This is a genomic window from Candidatus Pantoea deserta, assembly GCF_003813865.1.
In the GTDB taxonomy this organism is placed as follows: Bacteria; Pseudomonadota; Gammaproteobacteria; order Enterobacterales; family Enterobacteriaceae; genus Pantoea; species Pantoea deserta.
The window spans coordinates 36,343-61,212 of record NZ_RMVG01000017.1; the positions used below are offsets into that span (position 1 = coordinate 36,343).

Annotated in this window: 22 protein-coding genes; 12 read left to right on the forward strand and 10 right to left on the reverse strand. The window is 57.0% G+C overall.

Going from position 1 to position 24,870, the window contains the following annotated elements; translation table 11 throughout:
- Positions 1-6 precede the first annotated feature (6 nt).
- The 5 genes from ssuB to ssuE are packed head-to-tail and all read right to left on the reverse strand — an operon-like array spanning position 7 to position 4,262.
- Positions 7-795, reverse strand: a complete 789-nt coding sequence (gene ssuB, locus BBB56_RS18310) for an aliphatic sulfonates ABC transporter ATP-binding protein (protein WP_123802374.1) — start codon at positions 793-795, stop codon at positions 7-9.
- Positions 792-1,583, reverse strand: a complete 792-nt coding sequence (ssuC, locus tag BBB56_RS18315) for an aliphatic sulfonate ABC transporter permease SsuC (protein WP_123802375.1) — start codon at positions 1,581-1,583, stop codon at positions 792-794. The genes ssuB and ssuC overlap by 4 nt, the downstream gene beginning before the upstream one ends.
- A 10-nt stretch (positions 1,584-1,593) precedes the next feature.
- Positions 1,594-2,739, reverse strand: a complete 1,146-nt coding sequence (gene ssuD / locus BBB56_RS18320) for an FMNH2-dependent alkanesulfonate monooxygenase (RefSeq protein ID WP_123802376.1) — start codon at positions 2,737-2,739, stop codon at positions 1,594-1,596.
- Positions 2,740-2,749: 10 nt separating this feature from the next.
- Positions 2,750-3,697 carry a sulfonate ABC transporter substrate-binding protein gene (locus BBB56_RS18325; protein WP_123802377.1) on the reverse strand — a complete coding sequence of 316 codons (948 nt, stop codon included), beginning with the start codon at positions 3,695-3,697 and terminating at the stop codon, positions 2,750-2,752.
- 13 nt (positions 3,698-3,710) lie between these two features.
- The gene (gene ssuE, locus BBB56_RS18330; protein ID WP_123802378.1) at positions 3,711-4,262 is read right to left on the reverse strand and encodes an NADPH-dependent FMN reductase; all 552 of its coding nucleotides are present in this window, start codon (positions 4,260-4,262) and stop codon (positions 3,711-3,713) included.
- A gap of 770 nt (positions 4,263-5,032) precedes the next feature.
- Here ssuE and BBB56_RS18335 point away from each other — a divergent pair.
- The 5 genes from BBB56_RS18335 to BBB56_RS18355 all read left to right on the forward strand — a co-directional run bounded on the left by BBB56_RS18335 (position 5,033) and on the right by BBB56_RS18355 (position 10,586).
- Positions 5,033-6,013 (forward strand): glycosyltransferase family 2 protein, encoded by a 981-nt coding sequence (locus BBB56_RS18335; RefSeq protein ID WP_123802379.1) that lies wholly within the window; start codon positions 5,033-5,035, stop codon positions 6,011-6,013.
- A 213-nt stretch (positions 6,014-6,226) separates the two neighbouring features.
- Complete coding sequence (locus BBB56_RS18340; RefSeq protein ID WP_123802380.1) at positions 6,227-7,753, forward strand: lipopolysaccharide biosynthesis protein; 1,527 nt, start codon at positions 6,227-6,229, stop codon at positions 7,751-7,753.
- Positions 7,750-8,754 (forward strand): glycosyltransferase family 2 protein, encoded by a 1,005-nt coding sequence (locus tag BBB56_RS18345; protein WP_123802381.1) that lies wholly within the window; start codon positions 7,750-7,752, stop codon positions 8,752-8,754. The genes BBB56_RS18340 and BBB56_RS18345 overlap by 4 nt, the downstream gene beginning before the upstream one ends.
- Before the next feature lie 120 nt (positions 8,755-8,874).
- Positions 8,875-9,885, forward strand: a complete 1,011-nt coding sequence (gene pyrD / locus BBB56_RS18350; protein WP_123802382.1) for a quinone-dependent dihydroorotate dehydrogenase — start codon at positions 8,875-8,877, stop codon at positions 9,883-9,885.
- Between the two features lie 158 nt (positions 9,886-10,043).
- Positions 10,044-10,586 carry a cell division protein ZapC gene (locus BBB56_RS18355; protein ID WP_123802383.1) on the forward strand — a complete coding sequence of 181 codons (543 nt, stop codon included), beginning with the start codon at positions 10,044-10,046 and terminating at the stop codon, positions 10,584-10,586.
- 2 nt (positions 10,587-10,588) lie between these two features.
- Here BBB56_RS18355 and BBB56_RS18360 read toward each other — a convergent pair whose 3' ends face one another.
- On the reverse strand, positions 10,589-11,698 hold the full coding sequence (locus BBB56_RS18360) for a YcbX family protein (RefSeq protein WP_123802384.1): 1,110 nt from the start codon (positions 11,696-11,698) through the stop codon (positions 10,589-10,591).
- Positions 11,699-11,875: 177 nt separating this feature from the next.
- On the opposite strand from BBB56_RS18360, the gene rlmKL reads away from it, so the two are divergent.
- From rlmKL to rmf, 6 genes are all read left to right on the forward strand, one after another.
- Positions 11,876-13,990 (forward strand): bifunctional 23S rRNA (guanine(2069)-N(7))-methyltransferase RlmK/23S rRNA (guanine(2445)-N(2))-methyltransferase RlmL, encoded by a 2,115-nt coding sequence (rlmKL, locus tag BBB56_RS18365; protein WP_123802385.1) that lies wholly within the window; start codon positions 11,876-11,878, stop codon positions 13,988-13,990.
- A gap of 6 nt (positions 13,991-13,996) precedes the next feature.
- Positions 13,997-15,913 carry an ABC transporter ATP-binding protein gene (locus tag BBB56_RS18370; protein WP_123802386.1) on the forward strand — a complete coding sequence of 639 codons (1,917 nt, stop codon included), beginning with the start codon at positions 13,997-13,999 and terminating at the stop codon, positions 15,911-15,913.
- Positions 15,914-15,930: 17 nt separating this feature from the next.
- Positions 15,931-17,199, forward strand: a complete 1,269-nt coding sequence (gene pqiA, locus BBB56_RS18375; RefSeq protein WP_123802387.1) for a membrane integrity-associated transporter subunit PqiA — start codon at positions 15,931-15,933, stop codon at positions 17,197-17,199.
- Complete coding sequence (pqiB, locus tag BBB56_RS18380) at positions 17,186-18,829, forward strand: intermembrane transport protein PqiB (RefSeq protein ID WP_123802388.1); 1,644 nt, start codon at positions 17,186-17,188, stop codon at positions 18,827-18,829. The genes pqiA and pqiB overlap by 14 nt, the downstream gene beginning before the upstream one ends.
- Positions 18,826-19,392: a membrane integrity-associated transporter subunit PqiC gene (pqiC, locus tag BBB56_RS18385; protein WP_123802389.1), complete on the forward strand. Its 567-nt coding sequence runs from the start codon at positions 18,826-18,828 to the stop codon at positions 19,390-19,392. The genes pqiB and pqiC overlap by 4 nt, the downstream gene beginning before the upstream one ends.
- A gap of 276 nt (positions 19,393-19,668) precedes the next feature.
- Positions 19,669-19,836, forward strand: coding sequence for a ribosome modulation factor (rmf, locus tag BBB56_RS18390; protein ID WP_120451870.1), 168 nt, complete (start codon positions 19,669-19,671; stop codon positions 19,834-19,836).
- Between the two features lie 57 nt (positions 19,837-19,893).
- On the opposite strand, the gene fabA is transcribed toward rmf, so the two are convergent.
- Entirely contained in the window at positions 19,894-20,412 is a 519-nt protein-coding gene (fabA, locus tag BBB56_RS18395; protein ID WP_123802390.1) for a bifunctional 3-hydroxydecanoyl-ACP dehydratase/trans-2-decenoyl-ACP isomerase, read from the reverse strand.
- Positions 20,413-20,479: 67 nt separating this feature from the next.
- The gene (locus tag BBB56_RS18400; protein WP_233593065.1) at positions 20,480-22,237 is read right to left on the reverse strand and encodes an AAA family ATPase; all 1,758 of its coding nucleotides are present in this window, start codon (positions 22,235-22,237) and stop codon (positions 20,480-20,482) included.
- Positions 22,238-22,398: 161 nt separating this feature from the next.
- On the opposite strand from BBB56_RS18400, the gene matP reads away from it, so the two are divergent.
- Complete coding sequence (matP, locus tag BBB56_RS18405; protein ID WP_148085446.1) at positions 22,399-22,866, forward strand: macrodomain Ter protein MatP; 468 nt, start codon at positions 22,399-22,401, stop codon at positions 22,864-22,866.
- Positions 22,867-22,937: 71 nt separating this feature from the next.
- Here the strand turns inward: matP and ompA are convergent, their stop codons facing one another.
- Both ompA and sulA read right to left on the reverse strand, forming a co-directional pair.
- Complete coding sequence (gene ompA, locus BBB56_RS18410) at positions 22,938-24,005, reverse strand: porin OmpA (RefSeq protein WP_123802393.1); 1,068 nt, start codon at positions 24,003-24,005, stop codon at positions 22,938-22,940.
- 352 nt (positions 24,006-24,357) lie between these two features.
- Positions 24,358-24,849: an SOS-induced cell division inhibitor SulA gene (gene sulA / locus BBB56_RS18415; protein ID WP_123802394.1), complete on the reverse strand. Its 492-nt coding sequence runs from the start codon at positions 24,847-24,849 to the stop codon at positions 24,358-24,360.
- Positions 24,850-24,870 lie beyond the last annotated feature (21 nt).

The window sequence follows — 24,870 nt, forward strand, 5'->3', positions numbered from 1 at the left end:
TTGGCCTTAACGCTGGTGCGCGTAGCGCACCGGCTGCTCGCTTTCACTGCGCCGCATCACCCGATCCAGCACCTCCGCCTCCAGCTCCGCCAGCCTTGCCGAACCGCGACGACGCGGGCGCGGCAGATCGACCAGCAGATCCAGTCCAATCTGACCCTCTTCAATCAGCAGCACGCGATCCGCCATCGCGACGGCCTCGCTGACGTCGTGGGTCACCAGCAGAACGGTAAAGTGGTGCTGCTGCCAGAGCGACTCAATCAACCCCTGCATTTCGATACGCGTCAGCGCATCCAGCGCGCCGAGCGGCTCGTCGAGCAGCAGCAGCCCCGGACGGTGGATCAGCGCACGCGCCAGAGCCACACGCTGCTTTTGCCCGCCAGAGAGCGCGGCGGGCCATTCGTTCGCCCGCTCCGCCAGGCCGACGGCGTCGAGAGCTTCCTGCGCCGCGCTGCGCCATTCGCGTCCTTTCAGGCCGAGGCCGACGTTATCGATGACGCGCTTCCACGGCAGCAGGCGCGCGTCCTGAAACATCAGGCGGGTCTCTTCGCGCGCCGTTTGCAGCGGGGCGTTGCCCGCCAGCAGTTCGCCCTGGGTGGTCTGCTCCAGTCCGGCCAGCAGACGCAGCAGCGTACTCTTGCCGCAGCCGCTGCGACCCACGACCGCGACAAACTGACCTGAAGGAATATGCAGGTTGATATTATTGAGGATGGTGCGGTTGCCATACTGTTTGGTCACCCCGTTGACGCCGACCGGCGTGCCGGTATTGAGGCGCGCCGGAGAGAGTGAGTTACTCATGCGTTCTCCTCCTTCAGTTGATAAGCCGGATGCCAGCGCAGCCAGACGCGTTCCAGCAGCAGGGCGGCGACATCCGCCAGTTTGCCGAGCAGGGCGTAAAGAATAATGGCGACCACCACCACGTCGGTTTGCAGAAATTCCCGCGCGTTCATCGCCAGATAGCCGATGCCGGAGTTGGCCGAGATAGTTTCGGCAACAATCAGCGTCAGCCACATCAGGCCGAGGGCGAAACGCACGCCAACCATAATAGAAGGCAGCGCGCCGGGCAGGATCACCTGAATAAACAGGCTCCAGCCCGACAGGCCATAGCTGCGCGCCATCTCGACCAGACCGCGATCGATATTGCGGATGCCGTGATAGGTATTGAGGTAGATCGGGAACAGCGTCCCCAGCGCCACCAGAAAAATCTTCGCCGCTTCGTCAATGCCAAACCAGAGGATCACCAGCGGGATCAGCGCCAGGTGCGGCACGTTGCGCAGCATCTGCACCGAGGTATCCAGCAGGCGTTCGCCAAGGCGCGAGGTGCCGGTAATCAGTCCCAGTATCAGCCCGATAGAGCCGCCGATGCTGAAGCCGATCAGGGCGCGCCAGCCGCTGATCGCCAGGTGCTGCCATAGCTCGCCGCTGGCCGCCAGATTCCAGAAGGTGATAACAATATTTTCCGGCGACGGCAGAATGCGCGTCGAGAGCAGACCGGTCTGCGACGCGATTTGCCATACCACCACCAGCAGGGCGGGGAAGACCCAGGGCACCAGCTGATTAGTGATGCGTTTTGTCGTTTTTGCCATCGTCTCCTCCTCAGCTCTGCGACACTTTTTGCGGGCGGAAATCGTTGGCGACGGTTTCGCCAAATGCCTTCACGCTGCGCGGTTGCGGAATCTGCGGCACCTCCAGATCGAGATGCGGGAACAGCAGCTCGCCGACGCGGTAGGCCTCTTCCAGATGCGGATAGCCGGAAAGAATAAAGGTTTCGATGCCGAGGTCGGCATACTCCTGCATGCGCGCGGCAACGGTCGGGCCGTCGCCCACCAGCGCAGTGCCTGCTCCGCCGCGCACCAGGCCGACGCCGGCCCACAGGTTAGGGCTGATCTCCAGCTGGTCGCGGCGACCGCTGTGCAGCGCCGCCATGCGCTGCTGACCAACGGAGTCGGTACGCGCGAACGCCGCCTGGGCCTTCGCAATGGTGGCGTCATCCAGGTGGGCGATCAGGCGATCGGCGGCGCGCCACGCCTCCTCGTTGGTTTCGCGCACAATAACGTGCAGGCGAATGCCAAAGCGCACTTTACGACCCTGAGCTTCCGCTTTCGCACGCACCTGCTCAATTTTCTCTTTTACCAGAGCAGGCGGTTCGCCCCAGGTCAGGTAAACGTCAACCTGCTCAGCGGCCAGCGCCTGCGCCGGTTCAGACGAGCCGCCGAACCAGAGCGGCGGGCGCGGCTGCTGCACCGGATCGAACAGCAGACGCGCGCCGCGCACGTTGACATATTTTCCTTCGTAGTCGACCGTTTCGCCTTCCAGCACGCGGCGCCAGACGCGGGTGAACTCCGCTGACTCCACATAGCGCTCATGATGATCCAGGAACACGCCGTCTCCCGCCAGCTCTTCCGGATCGCCGCCGGTCACCAGGTTAAACAGCGCGCGACCGTTAGAGAGGCGGTCCAGCGTCGCCGCCTGGCGCGCCGCCTGCGTAGGCGAAATCACACCGGGACGCAGCGCCACCAGAAAGCGCAGGCGTTGCGTAACCGGAATCAGCGAGGCGGCGACCAGCCAGGCGTCTTCGCATGAGCGGCCTGTAGGGATCAGCACGCCGCCAAAGCCCAGACGATCAGCGGCCTGCGCAATCTGTTGCAGATAGCCGTGGTCGACAGGACGCGCACCTTCTGAGGTGCCGAGATAGTGTCCGTCGCCATGCGTCGGGAGAAACCAGAATACGGATAAGCTCATTATTCACTCCTTACTGAATGGGGGCGCTGGGATGCCAGATGCGATCGGCGATGGTCAGCTTTACCGGCACCAGGTGACTGGCGTAAAACAGGTCGGCGGTATGCTGCTGCGCCGCTGCGGTTTGCGCGCTGACCGGTGAAATATGGGTCGGCGGGCGATGATCGAGATAGCTGGCGATAACCGGTTTCGGCAGGCCCATCGCGCCTGCAAGCAGCGTAATGCTTTGCTCGCGCTGGCTCAGCGTCAGCGCATCGGCCTGGCTAAAGGTGTCGAGAACCTGCTGGACGAACGCGCCGTTTTGCTCGGCGAATTTTCGCGTCGCCAGATAGAAGGATCCGGTCAGATTGAGCTGACTGCCGTCGGCCAGCACGCGCACGTTGCCCTGCTGGAGCGCGGCAGAGTAGTAGGGATCCCAGATAGCCCAGGCGTCAACGTCCCCCTGCTGAAAGGCTGCGCGCGCATCGGCGGGCGTCAGGTAAACCGGCTGAATATCTTTAAAGCTCAGCCCTTCGCGTTGCAGGGCGCGCAGCAAAAGATTGTGCGAGCTGGAGCCTTTCTGAAACGCGACTTTCTTTCCTTTCAGGTCGGCAACGCTGTTCAGCGGGCTGTTTTTCGCCACCAGAATCACTTCTGATTTGGGCTTAGGCGGTTCTGAGCCGACGTACAGCAGATCGGCGCCGGCCGCCTGGGCAAACAGGGGCGGAATATCGCCGGTGCTGCCCAGATCGATACTGTCGACGTTGAGCGCCTCCAGCATCTGCGGACCGGCGGGAAATTCGATCCACTGAATATGGGTGGCGGGAAAACGCTGCTCCAGCAGCCGATGCGATTTCGCCAGCACCATACTGACGGAGCCTTTCTGATAGCCGATGCGAATCTGCGCGGGCGCCTCTGCCGCCTGCGTTTGCAGGCTCAGCAGCGCGAAAGAGGCGAGTAGCCAGCCGATTATCCTTTTCATTTATGTTCTTCCTTTATACAGCCTGAGCCAGGGGGTTATGGTGGCGGGTTAGCGCCAGCCAGAAGGCCTCTACCGCCTCATCCAGACGGCGCGCCAGCTCAGGTTGCAGTTCTGGCTGGCGGTCGTAATGAGTGATCTGGTGGTCTTCGGCGAAGACGCCGTGCAGGATCTCCTGCGCCTTGAGCGCATTCAGCACTGGCTTCAGGGCATAATCGACCGCCAGCATATGCGCGACGCTGCCGCCGCTGGCGAGGGGCAGCACGACTTTGTGCTCCAGCGCGCGCTCAGGCAGTAAATCCAGCAGCGTTTTTAGCGCGCCGGAGAAAGAGGCTTTATAAACCGGCGTGGCGACGATAACGCCGTCTGCAGAGAGTAAATCTTCGCGTAGCGCCAGCAGCGCAGGGGCATCGAAACGCGCGTTGATCAAGTCGTCCGGCTGAAAGTTTTGAATATTCCACGGAATAACTTCAACGCCGCGCGCTTCCAGAGCGTGCTGGCACAGGATAAGCAGTGAGGTCGACCGTGACGGGAAACGCGGGCTGCCAGCTAGCGTAATAACTCGCATCGTTACTCCTTATAACTGAAAGTTATTGATTAGCTAAAGTTGAGAACTGATGCTCACATCCTGACAGAGCGTAGAGAGGGGCTTAAATGATTTATCCAGCAATGCAAAGGTGAAATGCGCAAAAGGCGGAACAGGTAAAGGAAAAGGGCGAATAAAGCCGGCTGTTGTCGGATGCGAAAAATCTTAAAAAACCGCATCAGTACCAGCGCAATAGTTCATGAATGCTGAATGAATAGCAGAGAAAGCATTCTGCTGCTTAAGGAGGATAAATGAAAAAAGTTTAACGGGAAGAGAGCAGATTATTAATTGTCTATTCTTTGCTCAGGCGCAACATAGCTATGCCCTTAGTAACAATATGGCGCAAAATTGTTTCGCAAGAAGGGGGCTTTATCAGATAAAGGCTATAGTAGCGATATAAAAAAAAGAACACCGTTACGCTTAAAATATAAAAAATGCGCGGCTTTGAAATGTTTTGTCACTTTTATAACGTTTCTAAGTATGACAAATGGCGCGTAAAGGTTAAGGGGGGTAATGCGACGTCAGGCTTTTCAACCGAATACTTTATGACGGGTGATAGGTCGACGTCATGGCATATGTCTTGAGCAGCGAATGGTCCTGTTAATATAAAAATGCTTCTGCCTATACTTATCTTCCGCTTCTGTCATAGCGGTCTAACTATTGTTTGATTGTTTTACTCAACGATTTAACGCAAATTTTATGATTGTGTAACCTTTGCGCTTTTTTCCTCTCATTTATCCAGAGAAAGATGTATGGCAAAGACACTGCTGTCAGTCATTATTCCCACGTACAACGTGGAAAAGTACATTGTCGACTGTGTCGACTCCTTGTTACGTCAGATCACCGCGCCAGCGGAAATTATTATCGTCAATGACGGCTCCACTGACGGTACCCTGGCGCTGGTGCAGCAAACCTACGGCCATCAGCCGCAGGTGCGCATTATTACCACGCCCAACGGGGGAGCGGGTAAGGCGCGTGACGTCGGTATCGAAGCGGCTCAGGGCGAATTTCTGTTTTTTTGCGACCCGGACGATATCGTGCCGGACGGCTTTGTCGCCGAGCTGCAACAGGTCACCGACGCGCATCCTGAGGTCGATCTTTTTTGCTTTAGCTCGCAGATGTTTGAAGACGGCCACGAAAATAATACCCGGCCCAAAGTCCGGCATGAGCAGTTCGGCCTGCATTCTCCGCAGCAGGTGCTGTCGCGTTTGCTGCGTAATGGTTCTTACACCTCGGCGGCCTGGAATTATGCGGTTAAAAAAAGCCTCGTTATGCAGCGCGGCCTGCGTTTTGTCGAACGCGTGCATGAAGATCATAAATTTACGCTGTCGGTGTTTATTTATGCCCGTCAGGCATGGGTCAGTCAGCACGTCTACTATAGCCAGCGCGTACGCAGCGGCTCGCTGACCAACAGCCGTAAAAACGATGACTATTTTATGCAGCGCTACAATGCTTTTATGCAAACCTACGGCTTGCTGAAGCAGGGTATGGATAAATCCCCGCTAAAAAACGAGCTGGAAAAAGCCTATTTACTGCATTCGTTCCGCCTGATGATTTACCTGTCGCTTTATAACGGAACGCCGGTGCCGGAATATGTCATTCACGCCATCCAGTTTATGGGAAGCCAGCATAAGCCTGTTGGCGTCAAAGAGTGGCTGCTGATTAATCGTCCACGGATGTTTATCAGGCTGCAAAAATATAAAGTGGATAAAGAGCAGAAAAAAATCGCCTGACGAATTTTATCTGCGCCCGACTCGTCTACCGGCTGTCAGCGATATTTATCGCTGATAAATGCTTTTTTACTTTTTATCTTATAAGCGCAGACGTCAGATTTAATCTGGCCCGTAGCGCCAGCGATAAATTTAAGACTAAGTCTGGTAGGCAGGTCAAAAGATGTGTGCCACGCTTGTGGCCTCCAAGAAAATTGCCCAGACCTCATCATACTTATGTCAATCAAACGTAATGCGATCGCCAACTATGTCGGTCAGATTTACCTGACGCTGTCAGGCATCCTGGTAGTACCGCTATATATTCAACATTTAGGGATGGAAGCTTACGGATTAGTCGGGTTTTTCTCGATTCTGTTAACCTGGCTTCAGCTGCTGGATGCGGGCGTCTCGACGACCCTGATGCGGGAAGCGGCGCGCTATCGCGCCAGCCAGACCGAATTTATCTGGTTTCCCGCGCTTTTCTCCGCGCTCTCTAAATTCTTCCTTATTTCCACGCTGGTTCTGGTGGTGATTGGCTGGCTGGCGACGCCGTGGATCGCGCATAACTGGCTGGATGCGCGTCATCTGCCTTCCTCTGACGTGACCCTTGCCGTCGCCATTATGGTGATCACGGCGGCTATCCGCTGGCGCACCAGCCCTTACCGTAGCGTCATTGTCGGCTTTGAGCATCAGGTCTGGCTCAACGGCGTTAACCTGGCGATCGTCACGCTGCGAACCTTCGGCGCGGTGCTGGTCATCCAGCTGTTCTCCAATCCCGTGCTGAGCTTCTTTATCTGGCAGCTGCTGGTGTCGATAGCGGAAGCGGTCTGCCTGATCGCGAAGTGCTACCAGCTGGTACCCGCAGAGGCGCGCAAACAGAAGCATGAGGATCTTAAAAGCATACTCAAGCCGTTTATCCGCTTTGCGCTGAGTGCCGCGTTCGCCAGCGCCATCTGGACCTTTATTTCGCAAATTGACCGACTGGTGCTGTCGAAAACGCTGCCGCTCAGCGCCTATGGCTCCTTTACCGTGGTCGCGACGGCGGCAACCGGGATTATTCTGCTCAGCAGCCCCATTATGCAGGCCATTGTGCCGCGCATGACCGGCATTAAAACGCGCAAAGAGGGCGACGCCGAATCGCTGACGCTCTATCGCTATACCACACAGGCGGTGGCGATTTTTATGGCGCCGCTGAGCATCACTATCGCTATGTTCGCCACGCCGCTGCTGTGGGCCTGGACGCAGAATGAGCAGGTCGTCACGGACATGTCTTTTGTGCTCAGCCTCTATGCGCTGGGCAGCGGCGTGCAGGCGATTTGCGGTCTGCTCTACCATCTGCAATATGTCAACGGCAACCTTAAACTGCATCTCAAAGGCTTCACCTGCTTTGCCATCATTCTGGTGCCGTTGAATATCTGGGCGGCGATCCACTATGGCGCGCAGGGCACCGGCTGGCTGTGGCTGGGGCAGAATATCTTCTATCTGGCGGGGTGGGCCTGGCTGGTGCATCGCCGCTTCGCGCCAGGCATTCACTTTACCTGGCTGACGCGCGATGTGCTGCTTATCTGGGCGGTGGCGGCGCTGGTGGCCTGGCTATGCAGTTTCCTGCCTGTAGAGTGGAACCAGAATCGCTGGCTGAATCTGCTGTGGCTTGGCCTGATCGGCCTGGCCAACCTCTCGGTCTGCTGCCTGCTGCACAGCCTGGTGATCAAGCGTCTGCTGCCTGCTCGCGCCAAAGGTTTCAATATTGAGGAAAGAGAATGAGCACACGGAAACCTGACAGTCACTCCACCCTCTCGGTGATTGTGCCGAACTGGAACTGCGCGCCCTGGCTGCCGGAAGCGATCGATTCGCTGCTGGGGCAGTCATCGCCGCCGGAGCAGGTGATCGTCATCGACGACGGTTCGACCGATAACAGCATCGAACTGCTGGAGGGGCTGGCCGCGCGCCATCCCCAGCTCAGGCTGCTGCGCGGCGAACGCGGCGGCGTCAGCGCGGCGCGGACGAAAGGGCTGGAGATCGCCACCGGCGACTTTATCTACTTTATGGACGCCGACGACTTTGTCGAAAAAGATCTCTTCGCGGATTTTCGCCGCACGCTGGCGCAGCATCCTGACATGGAGATGTTCTGTTTCGGCGCGCGCATGTTTACCGATAAGCCGGTTGCGGAGCGTGACTATACACCCTTCCATCAGCGCCACGCTGAGGGCGTCTGGCCGGGCGGCGGCGACACGCTGCGCAGCATGATCCCGCAGCGTTCAGCGCATCGCGTGCTGTGGAGCAGCATCCTCTCGCGTCAGCTTATTGCGCGGACCGGCGTGCAGTTCCTGCCTATCCAGAACCATGAAGATGCGCCCTATATGTTTGCGCTCTATATGTCAGCGCGACAAATCGGCTTTACGCGTAAGAGTTACTACAACAAACGCTTTATGCCGACGTCGCTCTCGCAGAGCAAGCCAACCTTTTCCTGGGTAGAGAACTACTATATCGCGCGCCGCAGCAGCGAAAGCTTTTTGCGCGACCAGGGATTGCCGCCGGAAGAGACGCTGCTGGACCGCTATTATCAGCCGGTGATGTATGGCTGTCTGATTGAGATCCGCAAAAACAATATTCAGGTTCCCCCCTCGTGGCACCCCACCATCGATCAGCTGGTGCGCAAGGTGACGCGGGAAAGTAAGCGCCTGAAGCTGCTCTGGTATTATCCGACGCTTTACAGCGGACTCCAGGCGTGTCGACGTCTGGCGCGCTATGCCAGCAAGCGCTGATCGCGATCAATATTCTCGCCCGTTCAGTAATTTACTTTTGCGTCAGAGGCCTTTACCATTCTGGCGCACATTTTCCTGTGCACCCTGACAACTCATCGCATCCGATAACCAGGAGAGTGCATGCTTTATCCTATCGTCCGACCCGCGTTGTTTAAGCTCGACCCTGAGCGCGCTCACGAACTGACCTTTCAGCAACTGCGTTTTATCAGCGGCACGCCGCTGGAGGCGCTTATCCGTCAACGGCTGCCATCACGTCCTGTGACCTGCATGGGCTTACGCTTTGATAATGCGCTGGGGCTGGCGGCCGGACTGGATAAAAATGCGGAATGTATTGACGCCTTCGGGGCGATGGGTTTTGGCTTCGTTGAAGTCGGCACCGTGACGCCCCGCGCCCAGGCGGGTAACGATAAGCCGCGTATGTTCCGGCTGGTGGAGGCTGAGGGCATTATTAACCGTATGGGATTTAATAATCTCGGCGTCGATCACCTGGTTGAAAATGTGAAAAAGGCGCGCTTTAAAGGCATCCTCGGCATTAATATCGGCAAAAATAAAGACACTGCGGTTGAAAATGGTAAAGAAGATTACCTGATTTGCATGGAGAAGGTTTACGCCGATGCCGGTTATATCGCGATAAATATCTCCTCGCCGAATACGCCGGGATTACGCACGCTGCAATATGGCGAGGCGCTGGACGATCTCCTGGCGTCGGTTAAAGCAAAACAGAAAGAGCTGGAACAACGCCATTTGAAATATGTTCCAGTGGCGGTAAAAATTGCGCCCGACCTCTCTGAAGAGGAATTAATTCAAATTGCCGACAGTCTGGTGCGGCACCATATTGACGGCGTGATCGCCACCAATACTACGCTGGATCGCTCGCTGGTCAGCGGCCTGAAGCACAGCAGCGAAAGCGGCGGCCTGAGCGGACGTCCGGTGCAGTCGCGCAGCACGGCGGTAATTAAACGGCTGGCGCAGGAGTTAAACGGCGCACTGCCGATTATCGGCGTAGGCGGTATTGATTCATTAACCGCGGCGCGCGAAAAAATGGCTGCGGGAGCCTCGCTAATCCAGATTTACTCAGGCTTTATTTATAAAGGGCCGGGGTTAATTAAAGACATCGTGACTCATCTCTAAGACATTTCCGACAAAACGGGGCCGGGGGGTTTATTTCTCTCTTCGGCTCGTTTATATTTTTCCCAGTTCTACCTTTTTTCAGCTTTTTCCTCAGAAGCAATGCAACGCTTCGCTGAGTCTGCGCGAGTGTAGCGCGGCGGTTAATGACAAGGCACTCTATGAAAATCAAACCTGATGACAACTGGCGCTGGTATTTTGACGCCGACCATGACCGGATGATGCTGGATCTGGCTGACGGTATGCTTTTCCGCTCTCGCTTTCCCCGCAAAATGCTGACGCCAGACGCTTTTCGCCAGACAGGATTCAGCGTTGACGATGCTGCGCTCTATTACACCTTCGATGAACGCTGCCGCCAGAGTTCGCTGAGCGCCAGTCAACGCGCTGAGCTGACGCTAAACGCGCTGGTCGCAAGCCGCTTTCTGAAGCCGCTGATGCCGAAAAGCTGGCATTTCACCGCCTGGACCTGTGTGTTGCAGCCGGAATCCGGCGATATGGTGGAAGTGACGCTGGCGGAAAATGGCGAGCAGGCGCGTCTGCTGGCGATTGAAAGCGGCGGCAACGCCACGCTCTGTCTACTGGCGCAGCCCACCCTGACGCTGGCGGGCAAACAGATGGTGCTGGGCGATGCCATCAAAATCATGAATGACCGTCTGCTGCCGCACCACGCTGAAAGCACGCCGCGCTTCGCTTACGCGGTCTGAGGTTACGCCAGTTCAATATCGCCGGCGGGAATACAGCTACAGCTCAAAATGGTGCCGTCGCTGCGAATGGCGCTTTTCTTCAGCGCTTTTACCTCGCCCGACACCAGCGTCACCTTGCAGCTGCCGCACAGGCCCGCACGGCAGGAGTAGGGGATTTTAACTCCCTGCATCTCCAGCTGCTCCAGCAGCACCTGCTGATTATCTCCCTGAAACGCCTGCCCCTGATAGGCAATTGATACCTGAGCGGACTGCTGTTGCTGCGGCTTCAGGGTCTCGACTACCGCGCCCGGCCCATATGCGCGCGGCCTGTGGCGCGCCAGCACCACGACTTCGTCGCCGACGCGCACAATGCCGCTGCTGCGCGCAATCAAATTAAGCCCGAAATCGATGTCGCCGCTGTCGTCCTGCGCGCTGCGAAAACCTTGCAGCGTTTTCAGCGGTTCGCCGTCCGGGTGCTTACGGCCGCTTTCGGTGCCAACGGTGGTAAAGACGCAGCGGCTACAGGGCTTCGGCACATCGAAAATCACGCCGCCAATCTGCACGCTGGCCCAGCTGTCTTCGTCCCAGGCCGGCGCGCCGCTTACGATCAGGTTGGCGCGAAACTGCTCGGCGCGCACGCTGGCCGGGCAGCGCTGTTGCAAATCCTGTAGCGAGGCGTTGTTAATCAGCAGAAAAGGGTAGCCGTCGGCAAAACCCAGCGGCACCTCGGTGAAGCGCTTTACCCGGCGCGACGGCTGCGGGCCGACCCAGCGCAGCTGAACCGGACGCGGGAAAAATTCGCTCAGCCAGGCGTTAATCGCCTCGGGCGCGATGCGCGCGGTAAAGTGATTGCCCCAGACTTCAGTGGGATGCTCCTGCGCGGCGAAATCATCGAAGCGGATGGTGGCCTGGCTGCCATCGGGCGCCTGAAGAAACAGGCCGTCTGTCAGCAGCGCTGGCGTAAAACGCACCATGTCAGGATATTGCCGCGCGGTGATAAAGGTACCGTCCGGCTCGGTCACCATAAAAATACGGTCAAACGCCATGCCGCTCTCTAAGACCTGCGCATGAGAAAGGTGTAAACCTCGCATTGATTTAACCGGGTGAATAAACAGACGGGACAGCGTTGGCATGGCGATCTCCAGAGAAACAGGCGGGCGCGATAAAAGAAACTCACTTTATGATACCTGGTCTCAGGACGCTACAGCCTTCTCTCCGGCAGGTAGCCGTCGCCAGCGTGTAGCTTTCCAACAAACAGGGCGATTTAGGGTATAATACGCAGCAATTTTCTCAAGAGTAATAGTGACGATATGAATTCTCTCTTTGCCAGTACGGCGCGTGGGCTCGAAGAGCTGTTGAAAAGTGAGCTGGACGCGCTGGGCGCGCAGGATTTGCAGGTGGTACAGGGAGGCGTTCATTTTGAGGCCGATGACCGTGTGATGTACCAGAGCCTGCTGTGGAGCCGTCTGGCGTCGCGCATTCTGCTGCCGCTCGGCGAATTTGGCGTTTACAGCGATCTCGACCTCTACGTTGGCGTACAGAGCATTGACTGGACCGAACTGTTTGGCAGTCAGCATACCTTTGTGGTGCACTTTAGCGGCACCAATGAATCGATCCGTAACAGCCAGTTTGGCGCGCTGAAGGTTAAAGACGCGATTGTCGATAGCTTTACCCGCCAGAAACTGCCGCGTCCCAATGTCGATCGCGAACAGCCGGATATTCGCATCAACGTCTGGCTAAATAAAGATCGCGCCAGTATCGCGCTCGATCTGAGCGGCGACGCGCTGCACCAGCGCGGCTACCGTCAGCAGACCGGACAGGCTCCGCTCAAGGAGAACCTGGCGGCGGCGATTGTGCTGCGATCGGGCTGGCAGCCGACAACCCCGCTGCTCGATCCGATGTGCGGCTCCGGCACGCTGCTGATCGAGGCCGCGCTGATCGCCTGCGATCGCGCACCTGGCCTGCTGCGCAGCCGCTGGGGCTTTACCCACTGGCGTCAGCACAACGACGCGCTGTGGCGCGAGGTGAAAAGCGAGGCGCAGCAGCGCGCGCGCGCCGGTACAGCCGCTGCGCAGGCGCGCTTCTTTGGCTATGACAGCGACGGACGCATACTGGAGTGGGCGCAGGCCAACGCGCGCCGCGCCGGAGTTGCGGATCTCTTCTCATTCGCCCGTCAGGATGTACTACAGCTGAAAAATCCGCTACCCGACCATCAGCACGGCACCGTGCTGAGCAACCCGCCTTACGGCGAGCGTCTGGAGAGCGAACCGGCGCTGATTGCGCTGCACAGCCAGCTGGGCCGGATTATGAAACAGCACTTCGGCGGCTGGACGCTGTCGCTGTTTAGCGGCTCGCCCGAGCTGCTGAGCTGCCTGCAACTGCGTGCAGAACGCCAGTTTAAAGCGAAGAACGGCCCCATCGAATGCGTGCAGAAGAACTATCAGCTGGCGGAAAACAGCAGCGAAAAGGGCGCGCAGATTGCGGAAGATTACGCTAATCGCCTGCGCAAAAATCTCAAGAAGCTGGAGAAATGGGCGCGCCAGGAAGGCATCGAATGCTATCGCCTCTATGACGCCGATCTGCCGGAATATAACGTGGCGGTGGATCGCTACGGCGAGTGGGTCGTGGTTCAGGAGTATGCGCCGCCAAAAACCATCGACGCGGCGAAAGCGCGCCAGCGCCTGTTCGACGTGATCGGCGCAACGCTTAGCGTGCTGGAACTGCCCGCCAACCGGCTGGTGCTGAAAACGCGCGAGCGCCAGAAAGGCAAGAATCAGTATCAGAAGCTCGGCGAGAAAGGGGACTTCATGGAGGTGCGGGAGTACAACGCGCGCCTGTGGGTCAACCTGACGGACTACCTGGATACCGGGCTGTTCCTCGATCACCGTATCGCGCGCCATATGCTCGGCAAGATGAGCAAGGATAAAGACTTCCTTAACCTGTTCTCCTACACCGGCAGCGCAAGCGTACACGCCGGCCTGGGCGGCGCGCGCAGTACCACCACGGTGGATATGTCGCGCACCTATCTTGAGTGGGCCGAGCGCAACCTGCGCCTTAACGGTCTGACCGGTCGCCAGCATCGTCTGATGCAGGCCGACTGTCTGGGGTGGCTGCGCGAAAGCGACGAAACCTTCGATCTGATTTTTATCGATCCGCCGACCTTCTCTAACTCCAAACGCATGGAAGAGGACTTCGACGTGCAGCGCGATCACATTATGCTGATGCGCAACCTGAAGCGCCTACTGCGTGCGGGCGGCACCATTATGTTCTCTAACAACAAGCGCGGCTTCAAAATGGATCTTGAAGGGCTGGCGTCGCTGGGCCTGAAGGCGCAGGACATCACGCAGAAAACCCTGTCGCAGGATTTCGCCCGTAACCGTCAAATCCACAACTGCTGGCTGATTACCCACGCCGGTAAGGAATAAGTTCAGATGTCATTAATCAGTATTCACGGCGCTTATCTCTCTTTCAGCGACGCGCCGCTGCTCGACAACACCGAGCTGCATATCGAAGAGAATGAGCGCGTCTGTCTGGTCGGTCGCAACGGCGCAGGTAAATCCACCCTGATGAAGATCATCAACGGCGAACAGCCGCTGGATGACGGCCGTATCATCTTTGAGCAGGATCTGGTGGTGGCGCGTCTGCAACAGGATCCGCCGCGCAATATTACCGGCTCGGTGTATGACTTTGTCGCCGAGGGAGTAGAAGAGCAGGCCGAGCATCTCAAGGCTTACCACGCCATTTCTCATGCGGTGATGCTCGATCCGAGCGAAAAAAATCTCAATGAGATGGGACGCCTGCAAGCCATTCTCGACCACCATAATCTGTGGCAGCTGGAGAGCCGTATCAACGATGTGCTCCAGCAGATTGGGTTGCAGCCGGATACCGAGCTGTCGTCCCTGTCGGGCGGCTGGCTGCGTAAAGCGGCGCTGGGCCGCGCGCTGGTGAGCAATCCGCGCGTGCTGCTGCTGGATGAGCCGACCAACCACCTCGATATTGAAACGATCGACTGGCTGGAAACCTTCCTCAAAACCTTTAGTGGCAGCATTGTCTTTATTTCGCATGACCGTTCCTTTATCCGCAATATGGCGACGCGTATCGTCGATCTGGACCGCGGCAAGCTGGTCTCCTGGCCGGGCAATTACGACCTCTACCTCGAAGGCAAAGAGGAGGCGCTGCGCGTCGAAGAGATGCAGAACGCGGAGTTTGACCGCAAGCTGGCGCAGGAAGAGGTGTGGATCCGTCAGGGCATCAAGGCGCGCCGCACCCGCAACGAGGGCCGCGTGCGCGCGCTGAAAGCGCTGCGCCGCGAACGCTCCGAGCGTCGCGAAGTGATGGGCAAGGCCAATATGCAGGTCGGCGAAGCCTCACGCTCCGGCAAGATTGTCTTTGAGCTGGAGCACGTCAACTATGGCGTCGGCGGCAAGACGCTGGTGCATGATTTCTCCGCGCAGGTACAGCGCGGCGACAAAATCGCTCTTATCGGCCCGAACGGCTGCGGCAAGACCACGCTGCTGCGCCTGATGCTGCAACAGCTGAAGGCCGACAGCGGACGCGTGCACAGCGGCACTAAGCTGGAAGTGGCCTACTTCGACCAGCACCGTGCGGAACTGGATCCGGACCGGACCGTGATGGATAACCTCGCGGAAGGCAAACAGGAAGTGATGGTCAACGGCAAGCCGCGCCACGTGCTTGGCTACCTGCAGGACTTCCTGTTTCATCCGAAACGCGCCATGACCCCGGTTCGCGCGCTTTCGGGAGGGGAACGCAATCGCCTGCTGCTGGCGCGTCTGTTCCTGCGTCCCAGCAACCTGATGATCCTCGATGAACCTACCAACGACCTCGACGTCGAAACGCTGGAGCTGCTGGAAGAGCTGATTGACGGCTATCAGGGCACCGTGCTGCTGGTCAGTCACGACCGTCAGTTCGTTGATAACACCGTCACCGAATGCTGGATCTTTGAAGGCAACGGGGAAATTGGCAGCTTCGTAGGCGGCTATCACGATGCGCAGCAGCAGCGCGCAGCCTATAAGCAGCAGAAAAGCGCGCAGGCGAGCAAGCCTGTCGCCGCGGCGAAACCGGCAGCGGAAAAAAATGAAGCCGCCAGACGCGGCGGCAACAAACTAAGCTATAACCTGATGCGGGAGCTGGAACAGCTGCCGCAGAAGCTGGAGTCGCTGGAGTCGCGTATCGGCGAACTTCAGGCTCAGATGAGCCATCCAGATTTCTTTAGCCGGCCTCACGACCAGACCCAGCCGGTGCTGGACGCGCTGGCGCAGGCGGAACAAGAGCTGGAAGCGGCGTTTGAGCGTTGGGAAGAGCTTGAAGCGCTGAAAAACGGCGCGTAATCGATAAGGGAGTCGGGATGTGTTCAGCCGCTGATAATCAGGCGTGGATGCTCTGTCCACAGTGCGATTTGATGGTCAAACTGCCGCAGGTCCCGCAGGGGAGCCGCGCATCCTGTCCGCGCTGCCACACGGTGCTGACCACCAGCTGGACGGAGCCGCGCAAGCGTCCGACCGGCTATGCGGTGGCGGCGTTGTTTATGCTGCTGCTGGCGAATCTGTTTCCCTTTGTCACCATGAAAGTTGCCGGTCTCAGCAGCCAGATCTCGCTGTTGCAGATCCCGAAAGTCATGGTGTCAGAAGATTACAGCAGCCTCGCCACGCTGTTTCTGGTGTTTGTCCAGGCTATTCCCGGACTCTGCATGCTGACCATTATTTTGCTGGTCAACCGCGTCAGCATGCCGGTCAGCCTGCGTATTGGGCTGGCGCGGATTTTGTTCCAGCTGCGCAGCTGGGGAATGGCGGAGATCTTTATGGCCGGCGTGCTGGTCAGCTTTGTGAAGCTGATGGCCTACGGCGATGTCGGTCTGGAAACCAGCTTCTGGCCCTGGTGCCTGTTCTGCCTGCTACAGCTGCGCGCTTTTCAGTGCGTCGACCGCCGCTGGCTGTGGAGTCAGATCGCGCCGCTGCCGCCGCTGCCGCACGCGCCGGAAAAAGGGATCAGCGGGATCAGGCAGGGACTGCGATCCTGTCCGTGCTGCACTGCGATCTTACCGGCGGATCGGCCTGACTGTTCGCGCTGCGGCGTGGTGGCCGCGCCGCGGCGTAAACACAGTTTGCAGTGGACGCTGGCGCTGCTGTTTACCTCGCTAATCATTTATATCCCGGCGAATCTGCTGCCCATTATGGTGACGGAAAGTCTGGGTACGCCCTATCCCTCAAACATCATGGCCGGGGTCATCCTGCTGTGGAGCGACGGCTCTTATCCGGTCGCGCTGGTGATTTTTATCGCCAGTATCATGGTGCCGTCGCTAAAAATGCTGGCGATTGGCTGGCTCTGCTGGGACGCCAGCGGGCGCGGACACCGCGACAGCGAAAAGATGCACCTGATTTATGAAGTGGTCGAATTTGTTGGCCGCTGGTCGATGATCGACGTATTTGTTATTGCCGTGCTCTCTGCGCTGGTGCGCATGGGGCAACTGATGAATGTTTATCCCGCAGTCGGCGCGCTGCTATTTGCGCTGGTGGTGATCCTGACCATGATCGCCGCCATGACGTTTGACCCGCGCCTGACCTGGGATCGTGTACGGGAACACACTACAAAGGAGCCGCGCCTTGACGGAAAGTAACCACGGCCATGCCAAAGTTGACCAGATTAAACGCTGGTCGCCGGTGTGGATTGTCCCTATTGTCACGCTGTTAATTGGCGGCTGGATTCTGTTCTATCACTTTAGTCATCTTGGCCCGCAGGTCATTTTAATTACGGAGAATGCGGAAGGAATCGAAGCGGGTAAAACCACCATTAAAAGCCGCAGCGTCGATGTCGGCGTCGTGGAAAAAGCCGAGCTGTCCGACGACTTGCACCATGTGGAAATTACCGCGCGGCTTAACTCCGGCATGGAAAAGCTGCTGCACAAAGACAGCGTATTCTGGGTCGTTAAACCGCAGATTGGCCGTGAAGGCGTGACCGGGCTGAATACGCTGCTTTCCGGCGCCTATATTGAGCTGCAACCGGGCACCAAAGAAGAGCCGAAAGATCGCTATCAGCTGCTGGATGCGCCGCCGCTGGCGCCGCCTGACGCCAAAGGTATTCGCATTACCCTCGACAGCAAAAAGGCCGGGCAGCTTAACGCCGGCGATCCGGTGCTGTTTCGCGGCTACCGGGTGGGCACGGTGGAAACCAGCAGCTTTGACACCGATAAGCGCATGATGACCTATCAGCTGTTCATTGCAGCCCCTTACGATCGCCTGGTGACCACCAATGTCCGCTTCTGGAAAGACAGCGGTATTGCCGTGGATATGTCGGCATCGGGAATGCGCGTCGAGATGGGATCGCTGACCACGCTGTTTAGCGGCGGCGTTAGTTTCGACGTGCCAGACGGCTGGGAGTTAGGGCAGGCCGCGACCAACAATGCGGATTATCATCTGTTTGACGATCAGCGCAGTATTCAGGATTCGCTCTACACTAATCACGTGGATTTCCTGATGTTCTTCACCGATTCGATTCGCGGCCTTCAGGTCGGCGCGCCGGTTGAGTTCCGCGGCATTCGCCTGGGAACCGTGGCGGAAGTGCCGTTTATGACTGAGGGCGTGAATCAGGCGCTAAACAACGACTATCGCGTGCCGGTATTAATTCGCATCGAGCCGGATCGCTTTGCTAAACGCCTGGGTGAAAACTTTAACCTGGAGCAGCATTTACAGGACGGTAAGAAACGCGGCCTGCGCGCCTCGCTGAAAACCGGCAATCTGCTCTCTGGTTCGCTCTATATCGATCTCGATTTCTACGACAACGTTCCGGCCTATAAAGGCCCGGAAAAAGTGGCTGGCTATGAAATCATTCCGACAACCAGCGGCGGTCTGAGCCAGATTCAGCAGAAGCTGGTGGCGGCGCTCGACAAGATCAACGCCTTGCCGCTGAATGGCATGGTGACGGAAGCGACGGGCACGCTGAAAGAGAGTCAGCGCACGCTGCGTGAATTGCAGGGCACGCTGAAAAACCTCAATCAGATCACCGCCAGCCCGGCGATGAAAACGCTGCCGGACGATATGCAGCAAACGCTGCGCGAGCTGAATCGCAGCATGAAAGGGCTGCAACCTGGATCTCCAGCCTATAACAAGCTGGTGGGCGATATGCAGCGACTCGATCAGGTGCTGCGCGAACTGCAACCGGTATTGAAAACGCTGAATACCAAAAGCAACGCGCTGGTGTTTGAGGCCAAACCGGGCCAGGATCCTCAGCCGAAGAGGGCGAAACAGTGAAAAAAGGAATCGTGTTAGGCGCCGCGCTGTTGATCAGCGCGTGCAGCAGCACCATTGACAACACCTACTATCAGCTGCCGTCGCAACCGGCAGCGATGCAGGTGCGCAGCGGCGGCGAAGCGCAGCCGCCTGCGCTATGGGTACAACAGGTTACGGTGCCGGATTACCTGGCCGGCAACGGGCTGGTTTATCAGACCAGCGACGTAAAATATGTGATCGCCGCCAATAACTTATGGGCCAGTCCGCTCGATCAGCAGCTTCATCAGACGCTGGTGGCTAATCTGAGTAAGGCCTTGCCGGGCCGTCTGGTATCCGGCTCGCCGCTGGGCGAAAAGCATGACACCCTGAGCGTGACGGTAACCGGCTTTCAGGGACGCTATGACGGGCGCGCCGTCGTCAGCGGCGAATGGGTGCTCCAGCATAACGACCGCGTCATAAAGCAGGGCTTCGATGTGGCGCTGCCGCAGAACGAGGATGGCTATGACGCGCTGGTGCGCACGCTGGCTATCGGCTGGCAGCAAACGGCACAGCAGATTGCCAATGCCGCGATAACTACAGAATAAAATTTACTAAGCCTTAAATTTCGCCCTCGATCGCCTCAGCAATATGCTGGCGCTATCGAGGGCTTTTTTATTTGGCTTCAAGGCGATAAGCGAGGCCAGCTGAGAGCGGGCAGGCAAAATAATGGCGATTTAACGGCAGAATGATGACACTGGCGTGAAATTTGCGCATTGACCTTTTAAGGTACGGCGGGTAAAACTTAACTGTGGCTGAGCATATTTTCGCCACTCTATTTCTTTCCACCAGATTCCACAGACCTGATATGAGGGATACGAGGTATGAAGAGACAGAAACGAGACCGCCTTGAACGCGCCCATTCTCGTGGCTACCAGGCCGGTATTACAGGACGCTCAAAAGAGATGTGTCCGTATCAGATGATTGAGGCTAAGTCTCACTGGTTGGGAGGTTGGCGACAAGCCATGGAGGACAGGGCGGTTACGGTGTAATCGACCGTCAGGAAAAGGAAGAAACCTCCGCACAGGCGGAGGTTTTCATATGCACTATCAGAACGCGTTGGTGTCTTTAAACAGACCCACTTTCAGATCGCTGGCGGAGTAAATCAGGTTGCCGTCAACGAACACTTCGCCATCGGCAACGCCCATGACCAGCTTGCGATTAATCACGCGCTTAAAGTGAATTTTGTAGGTGACTTTTTTCGCCGTCGGCAGCACCTGACCGGTAAATTTGACCTCGCCTACGCCCAGCGCGCGGCCTTTGCCTTCCGCGCCCAGCCAGCCCAGATAGAAACCAACCAGCTGCCACATCGCATCAAGCCCCAGGCAGCCAGGCATTACCGGGTCGCCGATAAAGTGACAGGCGAAGAACCACAGGTCAGGATTAATATCCAGCTCGGCTTCCACGAAGCCCTTGTCATATTTACCGCCGTCTTCAGTCATCTTGACTACGCGGTCCATCATCAACATGTTGCCAGACGGAAGCGGCGGACCGTTCTCGCCAAACAGTTCACCGCGACCTGACGCAATCAGGTCCTCTTTGCTATAGGATTCGCGTTTATCAACCATGTTTTCAATAAGCCTTGTTTTAGTGAATCACGAAGTTTAGCGAACAGCTGTACGCCGGGCAATTCAATCAGCGCTGGTTAAACCAGTTTAGCCAGCGTAAAGGCCAGGGGCGATGACTCGCTTCCTGCTGATTGAACTGGGTAATACGATCCTGAATCCGGCGCAACAGCGAATCGCCGTTATCATCATCGCTGCGCCAGACAACGCCGGTTAACAGCGGCAGCGCCTCATCGGCACGATCGATAGCCCAGATATGGAAACGACCCTGCTCAACGGCGTCTACCACCTCCTGGCTCAGGCTCAGGTGGCGTTTGTTGGCGGCCGGAATAATGACGCCCTGTTCGCCGGTTAGCTCGCGCTCGTTGCAAATCGTGAAGAATCCTTCGATCTTCTCGTTTAATCCGCCTACCGGCTGCGCATTGCCAAACTGATCGACCGAGCCAGTGACGGCTATCTGTTGGTTGACAGGCTGGTTGGCCAGCGCGCTGATCAAGGCGCATAACTCCGCCAGCGAGGCGCTGTCGCCGTCTACTTCAGAATAGGATTGTTCAAATACCAGCGAGGCAGAGAAGGGCAGCTGCTGATCCAGTTCCAGTTCAGCAATCAGATACGCCTGCATAATCATCATGCCTTTGGCATGGATGTTTCCGCCCAGCTCGGCTTTGCGCTCTACGTCGTTAAATTCGCCGTCGCCGGGATGCACCACGCAGGTAATGCGGGAAGGCTCGCCCCAGGGACGCGGATGGCCGGGAAACTCCACTACGGAGAGACCATTAATCTGGCCTACCACTTCGCCCTCGGTTTCAATCAGAATCTGATTGAGCAGGATCTCATCGCGCATTCTTTCCGCCAGGAAGGCTTCGCGCCAGTTACGCTCCTCGAACGCGCTAAGCAATGTCGCTTCGCTCAGGGCATCGCCCTGCAACGCCGCCTCACGCATCTGACGCAGCAGCCAGCGCGGGCAGAGCGGCAACACCTCCTGATCGCCGGTATAGCGCACGGCCTCACGCAGCAGGGGCGGCCAGAAGTCAGCCTGCGGCGCGGGAAGATTAGCCTGTTGCGCCACATCCTGCGCCCAGCGGCACCAGGCCAGCAGATCGTCTTCATCGACAATCTGTAAGTTCTCTTCAAATTCGGTGTAGGTCGCCAGCTCGTGAAGTTCGGGATCGCTCTCCTGAAAAGCTGCCAGCGCGTCGCGATCGCCGCACAGCACCAGCTTAAGCGTTAACGGCAGCGGCGGAATAGAAACCGGCAGAGGACGACGCTCATCAGGAGAGAGCCACTCCAGACGGCCCAGCTGAATGGCGCGCTTTAAACGCAGCCAGAGCAGCGGCTGCGCCTGAAGCGTCCGCAATGACAATACCAGCGTACCGCCGTTGGCACGGTGGATCAGGCCGGGTTCAAGCTGAAGACGATCGCGATGCAGACGCACGCAGCCAAACAGCTGATCGTTTTCTATCCAGTCGGCATAAAGCACTTTGCCGGTGCCGGTAAAGGGATGAGACGCATCGCCCGGCGGCTGAAGTGTCACATTATCCGCAATGATATGGTAATGTCCGCCAGATAGCTGTGCCGGTTCGCCTGCGATACGGGCCATTCGGTGCGCAATCAGCGCCAGGTAATCCACATTCTCCTGGCTACAAACCAGCAGCAGGGGAAATCCTTCGCGCTGTTGTTGCAGACGGGCCAGAGCATTCAGCAAACGCGGCTGTACTGCCGCCAGGCTATCAGTCTCTTCTTCAGCGATGCGGGAAAAAACGGATGCGTATTCGGTAATGTTGGGTTGCAGGTCTTGCCAGGAAAGTCGGGAACTGGTCAAAATAATCGCATTTGGTTAATTAATGAAAAGCGAGATTATACAGGAAACCCCTTTGCTGCGCACGGCATGGTTCTGAATAACCCTGAGACAATCAACGCCTTTTCCTTACTGCATCCGGTTAAAAAGCTGTTATTCTTGATTTGTTACGCGGTCACGGTGAGATCCCGATGAAATACCAACAACTCGAAAACCTTGAAAGTGGATGGAAATGGAAATACCTGGTAAAAAAACACCGGGAAGGTGAGCCGATCACGCGACATATTGAGCTAAGCGCCGCGCAGGCGGCCGTCGATGAGCTGCTCTCAATGGAAAATCGTCCGGTTGATGTCGCAGAGTGGATCGCGCAACATATTCATCCGGATTTAGCCAATCGCCTTAAACAGACGATTCGCGCCCGCCGCAAACGGCACTTTAACGCCGAGCATCAGCACACGCGTAAAAAGTCTATCGACCTTGAGTATCTGGTCTGGCAGCGGCTGGCCGGACTGGCGCAGCGCCGTAGCTGTACGCTCTCTGAAACCATCGTGCAGCTGATTGAAGATGCGGAACGCAAAGAAAAATATGCTAACCAGATGTCGAGCCTTAAGCAGGATCTTCAGGCAATACTGGGTAAATCCGACAGAGGGAATGAGTAGCGTCGCGGGCCATATCTTTATCAGCAGACATAAAAAAACCCCGCTTAGCGGGGTTTTTCTTGCATTGAAACTTAAGCCTGCGGCTGAGTTACAACGTCTTTGATACCTTTCACGTCGATTTCTACGCGACGGTCCGGCGCCAGGCAGTCGATCAGAGCCTGACGGCCTTTCACGCTGTCACAGGTGTTGCCGGTAACCGGGTTAGATTCACCCATACCGCGTGCAGAGATCTTGTTGGAAGGGATACCTTTAGATACCAGGTAGTCAACCACTGACTGAGCGCGTTTCTCAGACAGTTTCTGGTTGTACTGTTCTGAACCGATGCGATCGGTGAAGCCCAGAACAACAACGGAACCGTCTTTCGGGTCCATTGAGCTCAGCTGGCTGTACAGCTGATCCAGAGCCTGCTGACCTTCCGGCTTCAGGGTAGATTTGTTGAAGGTGAACAGCACGTCAGACTTCAGGGTGAAACGCTTGGTTTCAACAACCGGAGCCGGGGCTGGAGCCGGAGCAACAACCGGTGCAACTTCATCCTGACCGAAGCGGTATGAAACGCCTACGCTCAGCATGCCGTTGTCAGGACGCGCGCCAACAGTCTGTGCGTCGCCGATGTTGTTAACCCACTGGTAGTCCAGACGGGTAGCCCAGTTCTGGGTCAGAGCGTACTCAACGCCGACTGCTGCCAGCGGAGAAACGCCGGTGTCGTGGTCGCTGATGCGGCCGTTAACGCTGTTGTTCTGAGTCGCGTCAGCGCGCCATACCATACCACCCAGACGGGTGTAGATGTCCAGATCGTCAGTGATCGGGTAGCTCAGTTTAGCAGCCAGCTGAACGCCTTGTGCTTTGAATGCGCCGTTGTTTACGGTGCCTTTGTTCGGCATACGGCCAAGCCAGTCGTAGCCCAGCTCGAAGCCCAGGTACGGGTTAGCCTGATAGCCTACGAACGCACCAGCGCCCAGCTGAGATTCATGGGTCGGGCCATTGTTGTTGCCATAACCGTTACCGTAGTAACCAGTATCGTGATACTGAGACCAGCCCAGTTTAGCACCGGTATACCAGGTGTCATCTTTCGGAGCGGCCTGCGCTACGGTAGCGAAGCCAGCCAGTGCCACTGCAATTGCGATAGCTGTCTTTTTCATTTTGCGCCTCGTTATCATCCAAATAGGCAATGAGCAAAAAGGGATGCTCTTGGTTGTAATCCTTCGCCGGGTTAATACGCTCGCTTATGTCTCTACCGATAAAAAACGGAGATTATTGAGCACCCTGGCGAGGTAAAGTCTACAACGTGATTGGAAACTTACAAGTATGATGTGAGGGGATGCTGCAAAAAAACAGGGCGTTATACACACATTCTAACATTTGCCCCAACTTTCGTGCCGCTGCATTCCCTGGCAAAATGCAGCTAAACCATTGTCAAAGCTGGAGGGAAAAGAATCAGTGGTTTAGCTGAGGCGAAAAAGAGAAATGACCAAAGAAAAATCCTAAATTTACTTAATGAAACAAATCCGACTGAATTTTTAGCCCTTTTGCTGGTCCCAGCGCAGCAGCCGATGCGCTGCTTGGCCGCATAATCAATCCCAGCGCCTTTCCTTCCGCCGCCGCCTGCTCTAACGCGCGACGTTCTTCATCTTCGATTTCGTAAGGTATCCAGGCCAGCACCACGCTGTAATTCCCTGTACGCAAAGCCTTAATCATAGCCTCAACCGAGGTGCAGCGGTCAGAATCGGCGACATGCATGCTTTTCTCCAGCGGCAGGCCGGACTGCTGTAGCCAGGCGCGATTCAGCTTATGCGCGGGGGTTAACCACAGCTGCCAGCGAGACTCCTGGCTTAGCTGCTGGAGTAACGGTAGCAGCAACATTTGCATCATGCCGGGCTGTTCGCTGTAGCGTAGTTCCGTAATCCAGCCGCTATGCTGTGACGCTCTGGCGGCGGAAACGGGACGGTGAACAAAGCCTGCATTATTAACGTGTTGAGTACGCATAAGTTAATCGCTCAGTAATGA

Excerpts from the sequence above, each read along its gene's own strand:
- ssuB (WP_123802374.1), bottom strand. The coding sequence starts at position 795 with ATGAGTAACTCACTCTCTCCGGCGCGCCTCAATACCGGCACGCCGGTC.
- ssuC (WP_123802375.1), bottom strand. The coding sequence starts at position 1,583 with ATGGCAAAAACGACAAAACGCATCACTAATCAGCTGGTGCCCTGGGTC.
- ssuD (WP_123802376.1), bottom strand. The coding sequence starts at position 2,739 with ATGAGCTTATCCGTATTCTGGTTTCTCCCGACGCATGGCGACGGACAC.
- BBB56_RS18325 (WP_123802377.1), bottom strand. The coding sequence starts at position 3,697 with ATGAAAAGGATAATCGGCTGGCTACTCGCCTCTTTCGCGCTGCTGAGC.
- ssuE (WP_123802378.1), bottom strand. The coding sequence starts at position 4,262 with ATGCGAGTTATTACGCTAGCTGGCAGCCCGCGTTTCCCGTCACGGTCG.
- BBB56_RS18335 (WP_123802379.1), top strand. The coding sequence starts at position 5,033 with ATGGCAAAGACACTGCTGTCAGTCATTATTCCCACGTACAACGTGGAA.
- BBB56_RS18340 (WP_123802380.1), top strand. The coding sequence starts at position 6,227 with ATGTCAATCAAACGTAATGCGATCGCCAACTATGTCGGTCAGATTTAC.
- BBB56_RS18345 (WP_123802381.1), top strand. The coding sequence starts at position 7,750 with ATGAGCACACGGAAACCTGACAGTCACTCCACCCTCTCGGTGATTGTG.
- pyrD (WP_123802382.1), top strand. The coding sequence starts at position 8,875 with ATGCTTTATCCTATCGTCCGACCCGCGTTGTTTAAGCTCGACCCTGAG.
- BBB56_RS18355 (WP_123802383.1), top strand. The coding sequence starts at position 10,044 with ATGAAAATCAAACCTGATGACAACTGGCGCTGGTATTTTGACGCCGAC.
- BBB56_RS18360 (WP_123802384.1), bottom strand. The coding sequence starts at position 11,698 with ATGCCAACGCTGTCCCGTCTGTTTATTCACCCGGTTAAATCAATGCGA.
- rlmKL (WP_123802385.1), top strand. The coding sequence starts at position 11,876 with ATGAATTCTCTCTTTGCCAGTACGGCGCGTGGGCTCGAAGAGCTGTTG.
- BBB56_RS18370 (WP_123802386.1), top strand. The coding sequence starts at position 13,997 with ATGTCATTAATCAGTATTCACGGCGCTTATCTCTCTTTCAGCGACGCG.
- pqiA (WP_123802387.1), top strand. The coding sequence starts at position 15,931 with ATGTGTTCAGCCGCTGATAATCAGGCGTGGATGCTCTGTCCACAGTGC.
- rmf (WP_120451870.1), top strand. The coding sequence starts at position 19,669 with ATGAAGAGACAGAAACGAGACCGCCTTGAACGCGCCCATTCTCGTGGC.
- fabA (WP_123802390.1), bottom strand. The coding sequence starts at position 20,412 with ATGGTTGATAAACGCGAATCCTATAGCAAAGAGGACCTGATTGCGTCA.
- matP (WP_148085446.1), top strand. The coding sequence starts at position 22,399 with ATGAAATACCAACAACTCGAAAACCTTGAAAGTGGATGGAAATGGAAA.
- ompA (WP_123802393.1), bottom strand. The coding sequence starts at position 24,005 with ATGAAAAAGACAGCTATCGCAATTGCAGTGGCACTGGCTGGCTTCGCT.
- sulA (WP_123802394.1), bottom strand. The coding sequence starts at position 24,849 with ATGCGTACTCAACACGTTAATAATGCAGGCTTTGTTCACCGTCCCGTT.